The sequence below is a fragment of the Streptomyces sp. NPDC039480 genome (assembly GCF_055597165.1).
On record NZ_JBVITX010000001.1, the window covers coordinates 558,320 to 572,403 of the forward strand.

General features: G+C 69.8%; 11 protein-coding genes. 10 read left to right on the top strand and 1 reads right to left on the bottom strand.

The window, feature by feature from the left end; all coding sequences use genetic code 11:
• Nucleotides 1–81: 81 nt before the first annotated feature.
• The 7 genes from ACZ56E_RS02205 to ACZ56E_RS02235 all read left to right on the top strand — a co-directional run bounded on the left by ACZ56E_RS02205 (nucleotide 82) and on the right by ACZ56E_RS02235 (nucleotide 9,496).
• The gene (locus tag ACZ56E_RS02205; RefSeq protein WP_471209957.1) at nucleotides 82–393 is read left to right on the top strand and encodes a hypothetical protein; all 312 of its coding nucleotides are present in this window, start codon (nucleotides 82–84) and stop codon (nucleotides 391–393) included.
• A gap of 7 nt (nucleotides 394–400) precedes the next feature.
• A complete protein-coding gene (locus ACZ56E_RS02210) occupies nucleotides 401–4,822 on the top strand; it encodes a DUF6531 domain-containing protein (protein WP_471209960.1) in 4,422 nt (1,473 codons plus the stop codon).
• Nucleotides 4,823–4,908: 86 nt separating this feature from the next.
• Entirely contained in the window at nucleotides 4,909–5,187 is a 279-nt protein-coding gene (locus ACZ56E_RS02215) for a hypothetical protein (RefSeq protein WP_471209962.1), read from the top strand.
• 174 nt (nucleotides 5,188–5,361) lie between these two features.
• Nucleotides 5,362–5,790: an aspartate 1-decarboxylase gene (panD, locus tag ACZ56E_RS02220; protein ID WP_471209964.1), complete on the top strand. Its 429-nt coding sequence runs from the start codon at nucleotides 5,362–5,364 to the stop codon at nucleotides 5,788–5,790.
• Entirely contained in the window at nucleotides 5,787–6,449 is a 663-nt protein-coding gene (locus ACZ56E_RS02225) for an aspartate/glutamate racemase family protein (protein WP_471209967.1), read from the top strand. Before panD ends, ACZ56E_RS02225 begins: the two co-directional genes overlap by 4 nt.
• Nucleotides 6,450–7,095: 646 nt before the next feature.
• A complete protein-coding gene (locus tag ACZ56E_RS02230) occupies nucleotides 7,096–8,076 on the top strand; it encodes an acetylxylan esterase (protein ID WP_471209970.1) in 981 nt (326 codons plus the stop codon).
• Nucleotides 8,077–8,209: 133 nt separating this feature from the next.
• Complete coding sequence (locus tag ACZ56E_RS02235; RefSeq protein ID WP_471209973.1) at nucleotides 8,210–9,496, top strand: transglycosylase family protein; 1,287 nt, start codon at nucleotides 8,210–8,212, stop codon at nucleotides 9,494–9,496.
• 64 nt (nucleotides 9,497–9,560) lie between these two features.
• Here the strand turns inward: ACZ56E_RS02235 and ACZ56E_RS02240 are convergent, their stop codons facing one another.
• Nucleotides 9,561–10,616 carry a DMT family transporter gene (locus ACZ56E_RS02240; RefSeq protein ID WP_471209975.1) on the bottom strand — a complete coding sequence of 352 codons (1,056 nt, stop codon included), beginning with the start codon at nucleotides 10,614–10,616 and terminating at the stop codon, nucleotides 9,561–9,563.
• A gap of 247 nt (nucleotides 10,617–10,863) precedes the next feature.
• Here ACZ56E_RS02240 and ACZ56E_RS02245 point away from each other — a divergent pair, with 247 nt between their 5' ends.
• The 3 genes from ACZ56E_RS02245 to glgC are packed head-to-tail and all read left to right on the top strand — an operon-like array spanning nucleotide 10,864 to nucleotide 14,084.
• Entirely contained in the window at nucleotides 10,864–11,619 is a 756-nt protein-coding gene (locus ACZ56E_RS02245) for a (2Fe-2S)-binding protein (RefSeq protein ID WP_471209978.1), read from the top strand.
• A gap of 48 nt (nucleotides 11,620–11,667) precedes the next feature.
• A complete protein-coding gene (gene glgA / locus ACZ56E_RS02250) occupies nucleotides 11,668–12,834 on the top strand; it encodes a glycogen synthase (RefSeq protein WP_471209981.1) in 1,167 nt (388 codons plus the stop codon).
• 29 nt (nucleotides 12,835–12,863) lie between these two features.
• Entirely contained in the window at nucleotides 12,864–14,084 is a 1,221-nt protein-coding gene (gene glgC, locus ACZ56E_RS02255) for a glucose-1-phosphate adenylyltransferase (RefSeq protein ID WP_468607532.1), read from the top strand.

The window sequence follows — 14,084 nt, forward strand, 5'->3', positions numbered from 1 at the left end:
CTGTAGGCCGGTCCGGTCCGCACACCTCAGCGAGTAGCACACAGCACGTAGAACCATCTCGACCCACGGGGGCGGACACGTATGTCGGACCTGAAGAAGGATGCGGAATCCCTGCACAAGGCGGCCACCGCGCTCGGCAGGGTCGATGACCATACCCGCAAGCCGCTGCACGACTTCAAGGCCGCTTCGCACGACCTGTCCGCCTTCGGCGTGCTGGGCTCGCTGATGAGCGCCAAGGGCGACATCCAGGACGGCATGGACACCATCGCCAGGCTCACGAAGAACCTGCACAAGGAGTGGGAGGACGAGGCGAAGTTCATGGGCGACGTCTCCGATGCCTTCGACCTGCTGGACATCCTGCTGAGCGCAGCGGCCCGCGCCAAGAAGGGCTGATCCGTACATGGGCTTCGACATCATCCCCGGCGACCTCGACGCCGGAGATCTCAACCCGCTGCATTGGATAAACAAGGCCAATCACGCCTTCGGTGACACGCTTGCCAGCGGTCTGGAATTCCTCGGCATCACCGATCCGCTCGTCGACCCCGACGGCATTCGCGAGATAGCCAAGCAGTGGCGGGCCCTGGCGAAGGGTCTTGACGCCGCCGCGCACGCCGCCGACGTTGCGCTCAAGGACCTGGAGTGGGAGGGCAAGGCCGCCAAGGCCCTCTACAAGCGGGCCGAGACCACCCGTACGCAGGCCACTGACATGGCCGACTCGCTGCGCACCGGGGCCAAGGCCCTGGATGATTTCGCCGACGAGGCCCACGATCTCCTCACCGAGATCGGCGTGCTCCTCGCGGAGATTGCCGAGTTCGAGATCGCGAGCCTGGCCCTGTCGGTGCTGACCGGCGGCCTTTCCGTGATCGCCGGGAACCTCGCGGCCGGTGCACGGGCCGCGAGGGTAGGGGTTTTGGTCGCCCGGATCGAGAAGTCCGGTTCCCGCATGGCGCGGGTCATCCGCACCGTGATGGAGGCGATCCGCGGCCTGGAGCGGGCACTGAAGGCTCTCGGGGAGATCAAGACCATCGCCAAGGCCGGCAAACTCGCGGGCGACGGCATGAAGTTCGCTGCCTTCGATGCCGCCCTGCAAGATCCTGGCGCCTTCAAGGACCCGGGCAAGATGGCGGAGTTGCTGGCCACCGGTGCTGCCTTCGGCGTCGGGGCGGGCGCCCTGGGGAAGGTCCTCGGCAAGGGTTTGGGCAAGCTCAAGCCCAGCGAACTCGCCAAGCTCGCCCGAGCAACGAAACTCGGCGCCGTCGACCTCTCCAGACTCAAGCTGCGGCCCGGCCAGGCAGAGAAGCTGGCAGCCGCGATCCGTGCGGCAGAAAAGAAGCTTGATCTGGACCCTGTCGACGTCGCCACCGGCACCATGCTGCTGCAGCAAACCGATGCTCAGTTCCCCGGCATCCTGCCGCTGGTCCTGGAGCGAACCCACCTTTCGTCGTACCGGTGGGGTGGCTGGTTCGGCCCGTCCTGGGCCTCGACTCTCGACCAGCGCCTGCAGGCCGCCGACGACGGCATCACGTACGCCGCACCCGATGGCACCCGATTCAAGTACCCGCTTCTCGATTCCGACGCGGCGGAGCCCGTCCACGCCGAAACGGGCACAGCGCCGACGATGACCTGGGACACCGAAACAGATGGCGCTCTTCGATTGACCGATCCGGAGTCCGGACTCGCGTACGTCTTCCACACCCCGCAGCCAACCGATGACGGCGACGCCGTGGATCTGCCCTTGCAGGCCGTCATCGACCGCAACGGCCACCGCATCACACTCCATTACGCGGACGACGGCTTTCCTACCGAGGTCTCCCACTCCGGCGGCTACCGCATCGCCCTCGACCGTCACCCCGACCGGGCCCGCATCGCCGCTCTGCGCCTGCTCGACCCAGAGCGCCCGAACGGTCGCGGGACGCTGCTGGTCTCCTACGGCTACGACGAGGCAGGCCAGCTCATCGCGGTGACCAACTCCTCCGGACTGCCCATGCGGTTCGGCTATGACGAGACGGGCAGGATCACCTCCTGGACCGATCGCAACGACACCACCTACCGCTACATCTACGATGAGCTGGGCCGTGTCATCCGCACCGAGGGCAGCGGCGGCTATCTCACAGGCTCTCTCACCTACGACGATGTCCTCCGCGTCACGACGGTTACCAACTCGCAGGGCCACAGCACTCGATACGAGTACAACGCGGCCCACCGGATCGTCCGCCAGACCGATCCACTCGGCAACACAACATGCCAGGAGTGGGACAGCGACCACCGGCTGACGGCTGTCACCGACCCACTCGGCCACACCACTCGCTACACCTACGACGACCACGGCCGAATGGCGTCCGTTGTCCGCCCGGACAACCGCGAGGCCACCTTCGCCTACAACACCCTCGGCCTGCCGACATCGGTGACCAGCCCGGACGGCTCTGTCTGGTGCCAGGAGTACGACGAGCGGGGCAACCGCACCACGGTCATCGACCCGACCGGCGCCACCACTCGTTTCACCTACAACACAGCGGGCCATCTGACGTCGGTCATCGACGCCCTCGGCAGCACCACCCGGGTACGCAGCAATCGCGCCGGTCTTGCACTTGAGATCACCGACCCGCTCGGCGCGACCACGTCCTATGAGCGCGACGCCTTCGGCCGGCCAACCGCCGTGATCGACCCCCTCGGCAACACCACGCATGTCCGATGGACGGTCGAAGGGAAGATCGCTCACCGGACCACCGCCGACGGCAGCAGTGAGTCGTGGACGTACGACGGCGAAGGCAACTGCGTCAGCCGCACCGACGCACTCGGGGGAACCTCCCGTTTCGAGTACGGCCCCTTTGACGTACTGACCGCCCGCACAGGCCCGGACGGTGTTCGCTACGCCTTCACCCACGACACTGAACTGCGCCTCAGCCAGGTGACCAATCCTCAGGGACTGACCTGGTCTTACGCTCACGATCCGGCCGGTCGCCTGGTGGCTGAGAGTGACTTCGACGACCGAACTCTGCTGTATGCCTATGACGCGGCAGGACACATCACCTCCCTCACCAATAGCATTGGCCAGAGCCTCCGTTACGACTACAACGAGCTTGGGCAGGTCACCCACAAGGATGCTGATGGCGAGGTCACCACCTTCGCCTACGACCTCACGGACCAGCTCGTTCAGGCAGTCGGCCCGGACGCGTCAGTCACCTTCGATCGCAGCCCTGTTGGCCTCCTCCTCTCCGAGACGGTCAACGGACGCACTATGGGCTTCACTTACGACGAGCTCGGACGTCGAACATCTCGCACCACGCCGACAGGCGCGACCAGCACCTGGTCCTACGACTTGGCCGGCCGCAGCACCCAGCTGACCGCATCGGGCCGCACCCTGTGCTTCGAGCACGACGTGGCCGGCCGGGAAATCGCCTGCCGCCTGGGGGACACGCTCACCCTTGGGCATACCTTCGACGAACTCGGCCGCCTCACAGAGCAGTCCGTCACCGGCAGAGGCTCCCGCCCCCTCCAGAGCCGCTCCTACACCTACCGACCCGACGGCAACCTCCGGGGCCTCGATGACAGGTTGAACGGCTCTCGCCGCTTCGATCTCGACACGGCCGGTCGGGTCACCGCCGTCAGCGCTCAAGACTGGACCGAAACCTATACGTACGACGCAGCGGGCAATCAGACCGAAGCCGACTGGCCCACAACACATCCCGGGCATGAGGCCACTGGCCCTCGCGTCTACGCCGGCACACGCATCACCCGTGCCGGAAGCGTCCGCTACGAGTACGACGGCCAAGGGCGCCCCGTCCTACGCCAGAAGACCCGGCTCTCCCGAAAGCCGGACACCTGGCGCTACACCTGGGACGCCGAAGACCGCCTCACCTCCGTCACCACACCCGAGGGCACGGTCTGGCGCTACAAGTACGACCCCCTGGGGCGCCGTATCGCCAAACAGCGTCTTGCTCCAGATGGGGAGGCCGTCCTCGAACAGACGACCTTTACCTGGGATGGCACGACGCTCTGCGAGCAGCAGACCGTGTCTGAGGGGCAGCCGAACCCGATCGTCACCACCTGGGATCACCGCGGGCTGCGCCCGGTTGCCCAGACGGAGCGCATCACCGCGGTCGAGGCGCCCCAGGAAGAGATCGACCAACGGTTCTTCGCCATCGTCACGGATCTGGTCGGCACACCGAGTGAACTCGTCGACGAGCAGGGTGAAATAGCCTGGCGCATGCGCTCCGCGCTGTGGGGCACGACAACGTGGGCGGCGGACAGCTCGGCGTATACACCGCTGCGCTTCCCGGGCCAGTACTACGACCCGGAAACAGGTCTCCATTACAACTACTTCCGTCACTACGACCCCCAGACGGCCCGCTATCTCACCTCCGACCCTCTCGGCCTGGGCCCGGCTCCGAATCCGGCGACCTACGTCGATAACCCGCACACCTGGTCCGACCCGTTGGGTCTGGCACCGAGATGTCTGAACGTGACAGGCAAGGAAGGCAAGGGGACAGAAGAGAACTTCATACTCGGGTCGGCCGAGGGGCAGCGTCTAGCCGAACAACTGCGTCGGGAATCGGGGTCATCGATTTTCAACAAGGACGGCTGGCTGACTCCGCAAGCGATCGCAGAATCACGCCTGGCCATGCCTGCTGAAAAACTCTCGAACCCCGCCCTGCCCGGCCTCCTCACCGCGGATGGAAGTAAGCTGAGCGACTGGGGAAAGTACTCGACAAGAACGCATCAGTCACCATACGGCGATTTTCAGGTGCATTACTATTACAATCCCGTGACGGGTAGAGTGCTCAACTGGGACTACAAGGCCGTCATGAACAGAAGGGGATGAAAGTGCGCGTTCGATTCACACCCCCGCAAACTACGGACACCCAAATCCTGCAAGGCGTAGATGCACTGAGAGAAGGCAGAGAGTATGTGGTGCTCGAAGTCTTCTCTTCCAGTGGCAGGAGTGCGAACTTCCGTCTCGAATTCATCGAGGGGGAGGACTCCGCGCTCTTCGACTGCAGAGTATTCACCGTGACGTCTTCCGCGATGCCGCCGAACTGGGGCTATTTCCAGCTCGCTGACGGATCCTTCTCTCTGTGTCCGGAATCATGGAACCGCAGAGGGTTCTGGGAAGCCTATTACGACCACGAGCCGCAGGCGTTGCGCGACTACGCTACAGAGAGGCAGAAGATTCTCTCCTGCTCCTAGCGCGTAACCGGCCAGCAATGGGCTGTCCAACACCCACGTGCTGTGCACAGATGCAGCGTCTGCAGGACCTCGATGTGCGCAGAAAATCTTCTATCGAAAGGCGTGCCGCTGTACAGTAAACGGTGCCCCTGACCTGCAGAAAGCTGGCGGGGAGCCGTCGTCGAGGAGTCCAAAGTGCTGCGTACCATGTTCAAGTCCAAGATCCACCGTGCCACGGTGACCCAGGCCGACCTGCACTATGTGGGGTCCGTGACCATCGATGCGGAGTTGCTCGACGCCGCCGATCTGCTGGCCGGTGAGCTCGTCCACATCGTCGATGTCACCAACGGTGCGCGTCTGGAGACGTACACGATCGAGGGTGAGCGGGGGAGCGGTGTCATCGGGATCAACGGCGCGGCCGCCCACCTCGTGCACCCCGGCGACAAGGTGATCATCATCAGCTACGCCCAGGTCGAGGACGCCGAGGCCAGGGCCTTGCGGCCGCGTGTCGTGCACGTCGACGGGGGCAACCGTGTGGTGGCTCTCGGCGACGACGCGGCTGAGCCGGTGCCCGGCGGGGCCGACATGGTGCGCAATCCGCTCAGCCGGGCGGCCTCCGCGTGATCCGCCGCCCGGTGACGCTGGGGCTCCTCCACACGTCGTCCGTTCACGTCCCCGTCTTCGAGGAGCTGCGGGACGCCGAGCACCCGGAGCTCGGGCTGCGCCACCACGTGGTGGAGGAGCTTTTGGCGCGGGCGCGGAAGGAAGGGCCGGACGCGGTCGCCGCCGACGTGCGGGTCGCCCTCCTGCGGGCCGCGGAGGGCGGGGCCGCCGCCGTGCTGTGCACCTGCTCCACCATCGGGGGTATCGCCGAGACCGTGGGCGCCGACGTCGGGGTTCCCGTCGTGCGGGTCGACCGGCCCATGGCGGCCGCGGCCGTCGCCGCGGGACCCCGGGTCGTCGTCCTCGCCACGGTCGCGTCCACGGTCGGGCCGACCTCGGCGCTGGTCGAGGAGGAGGCTCGGCGCGCCGGGCGGGACGTGTCGGTGCGGGCCGAGGTGGTCGACGGAGTGTGGGCGCGGTTCGAGGCCGGGGACTCCGAGGGGTACGCCGAGGGTGTCGCCCAGGCGGTGCGCGGGGTGCGCGACGCCGATGCCATCGTGCTGGCGCAGGCCTCCATGGCGGGGGCGGAGAGGCTCGTCCCGGATGTGCGGGCGCGGGTGCCGGTGCTGTCCAGTCCCCGCCCCGGGCTCGCAGCGGCGGCCGCGCTGGCCGTCGGCTAGGCACCGGAGCGGCGGGGCACGGCTGGGGCCCTGCCTGGGGTCGACCCGGGTGGCGGGTGGTCGCGGGCGCGGGGCGGGGAACCGTGGAAGGCTTGGGTCCGGGGGTGTCGGGTACGCGGGGAGGAGCCGCTGGCGTACCACTGGCTGGAGGAGTGCAATGACTCAACCGTTCCCCGATCCCGCACCGAAGCCGGGGCCGGTCAGGCCCTTCCCGGACCCTGACCCGGTGCCGCCGACGGAGCCGGGGCGGCCCTTCCCGAACCCGGACCCCGTGCCGAACCCCGAGCCCCGGCCCAGCCCGGAGCCACCGCCGTCCCCGGTCCCGCAGCCGCCGGGCCCCGACCCGGCGCCGGAGCCCCAGCCGGGCCCGATGCGCTGAGCACAGACCAGCGCAGACAAGCGCAGAGGGTGGGCGCGCGGGTGGGCGTGGGCCGATGGGCCTGCGCCCGCCCGCGTTCCCGCCCGGGCCTCACCCCGCTCCCGCCCGGGCCTCACCCCGCGCCGGTGCTCCCTACCGGCCCTCCCGACCGCCCCCCCGGCAGCAGCCCCACCCTCACACCCCCTGGCCGGGAATACTCCCTGTCGGGCGGAGATCCGCTGGCATAGCGTGAACCCTCCCAGGACATGAGCCCAGGAGGAGTCGCCCGTGCCACAGTTCGACCTGCCCCTTGATGAACTGCGCCGATACCGCCCCGACGTGCCCGAGCCCGACGACTTCGACGCCTTCTGGGAGAAGACGTTGCTGGAGGCGCGGGAGCACGAGCTGGACGTGCGGTTCGAGGCGGTGGAGCTGCCGCTGACCGGCGTGCGGGTCTTCGATGTCACGTATGCCGGGTTCGGGGGCCATCCCATCAAGGGGTGGCTGGTTCTGCCCGCCGGCGCCGAGGACGGCGAGCCGCTGCCCGCCGTCGTCGAGTACATCGGGTACGGCGGCGGCCGCGGCCTGCCCCACATGCACCTGCTGTGGGCCGCGGCCGGCTTCGCGCACTTCGTGATGGACACCCGCGGGCAGGGCAGCGGGGGATGGGCGCAGGGCGACACCCCGGACCCGGTGGGCAGCGGACCCGCGCACCCCGGCTTCATGACGCGCGGCATCGAGGACCCGCACGACTACTACTACCGGCGCCTGTACGTCGACGCGGTGCGCGCCGTCGAGGCCGCCCGCGCCCATCCGCTCGTGGACGCCGCACGGGTCGCCGTGCTCGGCGTCAGCCAGGGCGGCGGACTCGCCCTCGCCGTCGGCGGACTCGTGCCGGACCTGGCCGCCGTACTGCCCGACGTCCCCTTCCTCTGCGACTTCCCGCGCGCGACGACCCTCACGGACCGGCCCCCCTACAGCGAGATCGCGTCCTACCTGAAGGCCCGCAGGGACGGCCCGGAACGTGTCTTCCAGACCCTGTCGTACTTCGACGGCGTCCACTTCGCCGCCCGGGGGCGGGCGCCCGCCCTCTTCTCCGCGGCCCTGCAGGATCTGACCTGCCCGCCGTCCACGGTGTTCGCCGCCTTCAACACGTATGCGGGGAGCGAGCGTTCGATGGAGGTGTACGCCTTCAACGATCACGAGGGTGGCGGCCCCTACCAGCAGGGCGTGCAACTCCGGTGGCTTCAGGAGCACTTGAGGGGCTGACGAGTACCACCGGCTGTTCAACTCCCCCTCGGCTCCACGCCCTTGTCACGGATTGGCCGACCGGCTAACTTGCGGGCTTGTCGTGTGTCCGCCGTGTGCAATCCGTGATGACGTGTGTCCGAGGGGGCTCCCAATGGCCGTACGGGGCCGGCATCGCCGGTATCAGCCGAACCGCATCAACCGTGCGTCGCTGACCGTCACGGCGGGCGGCGCGGGCATGGCGCTCCCGCTGACCGTCACGGGCACCGCGGGCGCCGCCGACGTCGACACCTGGAACAAGGTGGCGGCCTGCGAGTCCAGCAACAACTGGAGCATCAACACCGGCAACGGCTACTACGGCGGCCTCCAGTTCAAGCAGTCCACCTGGGAGGCGTACGGCGGCACGGCCTATGCCTCGCGGGCCGACCGCGCCACCAAGGCCCAGCAGATAGCCGTCGCCGAGAAGGTCCTCGACGCGCAGGGCCCCGGCGCCTGGCCGGTCTGCTCGGCGAAGGCCGGCCTCACCCGGGGCGGCGGCACACCCGACGTCAGCCCCGGCAAGGCGGCACCGGCCAAGGCCCCGAGCAAGCCCGAGCGGCCCGGACGCCACGTCAGGGACGTCAAGCCCGAGACGACCCCGCAGTCCACCGCGGGCAGCGCCGAGATGTACACCGTGATCCACGGCGACACCCTCTCCGGCATCGCCGAAGAACGCCGGGTCCGGGGCGGCTGGCAGCGCCTGTACGAAGCCAACCGGCGCGTCATCGGCGGCGACCCCGACCTGATCACACCGGGGCAGCGCCTCTCCGTCCACGGTCAGGGCGGCGGCACCAAGGGGCGGGCCCCGGAGAAGGCTGCGGAGGACCGGAAGGCCACCGAGAGCAGGGCGGCCGAGAGGAAGGCGGCCGAGAGAAAAGCCGCCGAGAGAAAAGCCGCCGAGAAGAGGGCCGCCGAAAAGCAGGCGGCCGACAAGGCGGCCGCCCAGAAGAAGCGCGAGAAGCAGCGGGCCACGGCCCCGCAGGCGGAGCGGGCCACGTCCGGCGCCTCCGCCCCCGTCGCCGCCTCACCCAGCACGCCGTACCGCGCCGCGGGCCGCTCCTGGTCGAAGGGCTACCACACGGGCGTCGACTTCGCCGTGCCCACCGGGACGGCCGTGAAGGCCGTCGCGACGGGCCGGGTCGTCTCCGCGGGCTGGGGCGGCAGCTACGGCTACCAGGTGGTCATCCGCCACACCGACGGCAAGTACAGCCAGTACGGGCACCTGTCGGCGCTCTCCGTGAAGGCGGGGCAGCAGGTCGGCGCCGGACAGCGCATCGGCCGCTCAGGCTCCACCGGGAACAGCACGGGCCCGCATCTGCACTTCGAGGTGCGGACGGGGCCCGGCTTCGGTTCCGACATCGACCCGCTCGCCTACCTGCGGGCACGCGGCGTACGGATCTGACACGCGGCGTGTCGGTCTGACACGCTCCGTGCGGGCCTCACACGCCCCGTCCCGACCCAAACCGTCAGGACACCATGCGCTCGCGGCGCCTCGGCTGCCGCGGGCGCGTCCTGCGGTGGGCCGCCGTCGGCTGCTGCGAGGGCACCGCGGGCAGCGCGTCGGCGGGGCACGGGCCGGGGCCAGGGTCGTCCCCCGCGTCCGCCGCGGTCTCGGCGGCGTCCGGCCGCGGCGCGGACGGGCCGCCCCGCGCCACCGGGCCGCCCTCGGCCACGGGGGTGCTGCTCGCCGCCTCCCGGGCGATCCGCTCGGTCGTCAGCAGGATCAGACCGCAGGCGGCCACGACACCGCTGCCGAGCGCCAGGACGGTGCCCGTCGCGCCGTGCTGGAAGGATTCTCCGAAGAGGGTCAGACCGACCGCGGCCGCCACCACCGGGTTCACCACGGTCACCGTCGACAGCGGTGCCGCGAGCCCCGCACCCCGGTAAGAGGCCTGCGAGAGCAGCAGACCGGCCGCCGCGAGTACGGCGATCGCCCCGAGCGTGGGCAGCTGCTCGACGAGCCCGACGCGGCGGTCCCAGTCCACCGCCACCGTCTTCGTGAACACCGACGCGATACCGAAGGCCGCACCGGCCGCGCAGGCCAGCAGCACGCTGCGCACCACCGGGTGCCGGTGTACCGCGTGCGCCGCCAGCATCAGCGCGACCACGCCGCCGCCCGTGACGAGCCCGAGCATGACGCGCTCCGTGTCGGCCAGCGTCTGCGAGTCGGACGTCGAGGTGAGCGACAGGAGCCCGACGAGCCCCACCGTCGCCATCAGCGCGCCCCGCCAGGCGGTGGCCCCGGCCCGGCGCCGTACGAACACGGCCGCCATCGGCAGGGCGAACACGATGGTCAGGGCGCCCAGTGGCTGGACCAGGCTGAGCGGGCCGTAGGCGAGCGCCACCACGTGCAGCAGCGCGCCGAGACCGTTCAGGGCGATCGCGGCCCACCAGGCGCCGCGGCGCAGCGGCGCGTACTGGTCCGGCGTCGTCGCCGCCACGCGCTCCTGCAGGATCGCCCCGCCGGCGTACGCCACGGCTGAGACGAGGGACAGCACCACGGAAAGCGCCAGAGCACTCATGACGTGCTCCGCGGGGTGCGGTGCTCCCGGTGATCCCGGCCGGACGAACGGTCTGCTTCCATACTGACAACGATGACGCGGGAATCCCTTTAAGTCGTCGTACCTGAGCAGGCAATTGGTCCTACTGCCGATGGAGTACTGCCTTTGCCGTGTCCTCCCCAGGAGGGGTTACCTCTTGGGCGCGGAGAGTGACCCCCATGGGCACCCCGAGGGCGGACGGCGCCGCGCGGCTTGCTGTACTTCTCCCGTGACCACCCACATTGACCTGGCAGAACTCGGCTCCGTCGGCGGTTTCTTCGCCCTGCGCGTGAGCCCGGCGCACGACCGCGGAGTCCGGCCGCTGGCAGCGGTGTACAGGGTTCCGGAACCCGGTGATCCGACCGGTTCGGAATCCGGTGATCCGATCGGTTTCCGGGTCGACAAGGTCGCGCGGCGGCTCGGCGCCCCGGAGGACCGCATCGCGGTGTCCGTGGCGCAGCTGGGGCTCGCCGCCCGGCTCTGGTCCGTGGCGCTCGGCTCCGCCGCACTGTACGGCCGGGTGCCCGACCTCGACCCCGAACTGCTCGGCTGGGACGCCGACGGCACCTCGCCCGACGACCTGTGGCTGACCCGCGTAGACCCGCTGCCCGGTGATGCCGGGACCATCCGGGACGTCGTGCAGTACGGCCATCTGGCGCCGCTGTCCGAGGCGTTGCGGGCCCGGTACCGGATCTCCGCCGGGCTGCTGTGGGGCAACGCCGGATCCGCGCTCGCGGGTGCGGCCCGCGAACTGCACGGCTGGGCCGCGCGATCGGGGCGCCCGGACGTGGGTGAGCGGGCCCTGAGCCTGGCCGCCGAGCTCTTCGACCACCCCGACCTGCGCGGCACCGGCACCCTGCGCGGCACGGCGTTCCGGCGCCGCAGCTGCTGCCTCTACTACCGGTGCCCCGGCGGCGGGCTGTGCGGCGACTGCTGCTTCGACCGCCCGCCGCAGCGGTCTTCCCCCGGGGCCGCGTCTGGGTGACCATGAGGTGGCGCGGCCGGGCATCGGACGGACGACGGAGGGTGCTACGTGAAGGTGGGCCTGCTCACCCGGGAGTATCCGCCGGACGTCTATGGCGGCGCCGGCGTGCATGTCGAGTTCCTGGCACGGGAGTTGCGGTCCCTCACGGACCTCGACGTGCACTGCTGGGGAGAGGGCGCGGCCGACGGGCTCGTGCGGCACGGCGCGTGGCCCGCGCTCGACGGCGCCAACGACGCGCTGCGCACCTTCTCCGTGGACCTCGCCATGGCGGCGGCGCTCGCCGACCGCGAGCTCATCCACTCCCACACCTGGTACACGAGCCTCGCCGGCCACGTCGGCAAGCTGCTGCACGGCATCCCGCACGTCATGACCTCGCACTCCCTGGAGCCGCTGCGCCCCTGGAAGGCCGAGCAACTGGGCGGCGGATACACCCTGTCGAGCTGGGCCGAGCGCACCGCGGCCGAGGCCGCCGACGCCGTGATCGCGGTGTCCGGCGCGATGCGCGAGGACATCCTCGCCTGCTATCCGGCCGTCGACCCGGCGAAGGTCCACGTCGTGCACAACGGCATTGACACCGACCTGTACCGCCCCGACCCCGGCACCGACGTCATCGAGCGGCTCGGCATCGACCCGGGACGGCCGTACGTCCTGTTCGTCGGACGCATCACCCGCCAGAAAGGCGTGCCCCATCTGCTGCGGGCCGCACGGAAGTTGGACGCCGACATCCAGCTCGTCCTGTGCGCAGGAGCACCCGACACCCCCGGCATCGACCTCGAATTCCGCACCCTCTTCGAGGAGCTGAGCAGGACCCGGGCGGGCGTCCAGTGGATCCCCGAGATGCTGCCTCGCCCTCAGGTCGTCCAACTCCTGACGCATGCCGCCGTGTTCGTCTGCCCTTCCGTGTACGAGCCGCTGGGCATCGTCAACCTGGAGGCGATGGCGTGCGGCACGGCCGTCGTCGCCTCCCGGGTCGGCGGCATCCCGGAAGTCGTTCGGGACGGCACGACGGGGGTACTCGTCCCGTACGACGAAAGCGACCCCGAAGGCTTCGAGCGCGAACTGGGACTGCTCCTGAACGAAGTGGCGACCGACCCGGGACGGGCCGCGGCGATGGGCGCGGCCGGGCGCGAGCGTGCGCTCGGCGAGTTCGGCTGGGGAGCGGTGGCCCGGCGCACGGTCGAGGTGTACGAGAAGATCCTGCACGCCGACAGATAGCCGATAGCCGACCAAATCAGGGGGCTGGGATGCGCGGTGGACCTTCGGTGCTCGGAATCGTCCTCGCCGGCGGGGAGGGGAAGCGGCTCCAGCCGCTCACCGCCGACCGGGCCAAACCAGCGGTCACGTTCGGCGGCACCTACCGCCTCGTCGACTTCGTGCTCTCCAACCTCGTCAACGCCGACATCCTGCGCGTCTGCGTCCTCACGCAGTACAAGTCGCACTCCCTGGACCGGCACGTGACGACGACCTGGCGCATGTCGAGCCTCCTCGGCAACTACGTCACGCCCGTGCCCGCTCAGCAACGCCTCGGCCCCCGCTGGTACTTGGGCAGCGCCGACGCCATCCTGCAGTCGCTCAACCTCGTCCACGACGAACAGCCCGACTACATCGCCGTGTTCGGCGCCGACCACGTCTACCGCATGGACCCGCGGCAGATGCTCCAGCAGCACATCGAGAACGGCGCGGCGGTGACCGTCGCGGGGATCAGGGTGCCGCGCGCCGAGGCGCCGTCGTTCGGCATCATCACGCCCGGGCGCGACGGCACGAAGGTGGAGCGCTTCCTGGAGAAGCCGACCGACCCCCCGGGGCTGCCCGACGATCCGGACCGGGTCTTCGCCTCGATGGGCAACTACCTCTTCACCACCAAGACCCTCGTCGACGCCCTCCAGCAGGACGCCGAGGACGAGGAGTCCGCACACGACATGGGCGGCTCCATCCTGCCCCTGCTCACCGAGCGCGGCATGGCGCAGGTGTACGACTTCGACGACAACCACGTACCCGGCGAGACCCCGCGCGACCACGGCTACTGGCGCGACGTCGGCACCCTCGACTCGTACTACGAAGCCCACATGGACCTCATATCGGACCAGCCCGTCTTCAACCTGGACAACCGGCGCTGGCCCATCTACACCCATTCCGGCGGCCTGCCGCCCGCCAAGTTCTGCGCGGGCGGCATAGCGGGCGAGTCGATCGTCAGCCCCGGCTGCGTCATCCGCGGCCAGGTCACCCGCTCCGTCCTGTCGCCCGGTGTGACCGTCGAGGAGGGCGCGGTCGTCCAGGGCTCCGTGCTGCACGACAACGTACGGATCGGGCGGGGCGCGGTGGTGCGCGGCGCGGTCCTCGACAAGAACGTCGACGTGCCGCCGGGCGCCACCATCGGGGTGAATCCGGAGCGGGACGAGGAGCTGTACACGGTGTCCGACGGTGGGGTGATCGCCCTGGGGAAGGGGCAGATCGTCCCGATGTGA